This window comes from Pseudomonas sp. P5_A2_2 (assembly GCF_054177685.1).
In genome coordinates, this window is the sequence record NZ_JBGCUL010001306.1 from 1 (window position 1) to 1,085 (window position 1,085).

Annotated in this window: 1 protein-coding gene; it reads right to left on the minus strand. The window is 61.1% G+C overall.

Annotation, left to right across the window (positions count from 1 at the left end; all coding sequences use genetic code 11):
- Positions 1–189 precede the first annotated feature (189 nt).
- A partial coding sequence (locus tag ACXRVY_RS30990; RefSeq protein ID WP_458239206.1) for a transglycosylase SLT domain-containing protein occupies positions 190–1,085 on the minus strand: 896 nt, incomplete at its 5' end.

A 1,085-nucleotide genomic window follows, 5' to 3' on the forward strand; every position in this document is an offset into this window, starting at 1 on the left:
GAGCTGATTGCCAGCAATGCGTTGTATGCACGGTTGGCGGCGTTGCAGTTCAGTGATGGCAAGGTTACCGCCGAACTGTAGGTGCTGCCGCAGGCTGCGATCTTTTGATCTTTGCGTCTTCAAGGCCTCTGACAAAAAAATGCCCGCATCGTTTGATGCGGGCATTTTTTAGAGCGCCGGCACTACCGATCATTGATCGTCGAAAAACCGCTCATGCCAATCCACGATCGGCTGTGGCGCATTGAGCTTCTGACCGTAGATCACCGAGTACGACAACACGTTTTGCACGTACTGGCGGGTTTCGTCGAACGGGATGCTTTCCACCCACACGTCGAAACTCAGGTGGTCCGCACCACGCAACCATTGGCGTACGCGGCCGGGGCCGGCGTTGTAGGCGGCGGAGGCGAGGACCCGGTTGCCGTTGAACTGGCTGTGCACCTGGCTCAGGTAGGCGGCACCGAGCTGGATGTTCTTGTCCGGATCCAGCAGTTGCTGTGGCGAGCTATAGGGAATACTGAACTTGCGTGCGGTTTCCTTGGCGGTGGCGGGCATCAGTTGCATCAGGCCCGAGGCGCCGACCCCGGAGCGGGCGTCGTCCATGAACGCACTTTCCTGGCGGGTGATGGCGAACGCCCAGCTCGGATGCAGGCCGCGATTCTTCGCTTCACGCACCAGGGTCTCGCGGTGGGCCATCGGGAAGCGGATATCCAGGTCATCCCAATACTGCGCCTGGCTGATGGTGCGGATCGCCGGGAAGTACCATTTCAGGTCGTAGGCCAGTTTGGCCTGGGCGACCATTTCGTCGCGGCTGAAGTGACGGCTGACGTAGTACCACTCACGGCGGCCATCGACGATCTGCCCGCGGGCGTGCAGTTCCAGGGCGCGGCGTACGCCGGGCGTGTTACGCACCTTGTTGATGGTGGCCTGACTGAGCACCAGCGGCTTGTTGAGCAAAGAGTAGGGCGACTGCGAGCGATCGGCGGCGAGGAAACCATAGAAGTCGCGTTCGCGGGCCAGGCTTTTATAGAGCGTCTGCGCTTCCGGATTCTGCGGTTGCGCCAGTTCCAGGCTGCGGGCCTGCCAGT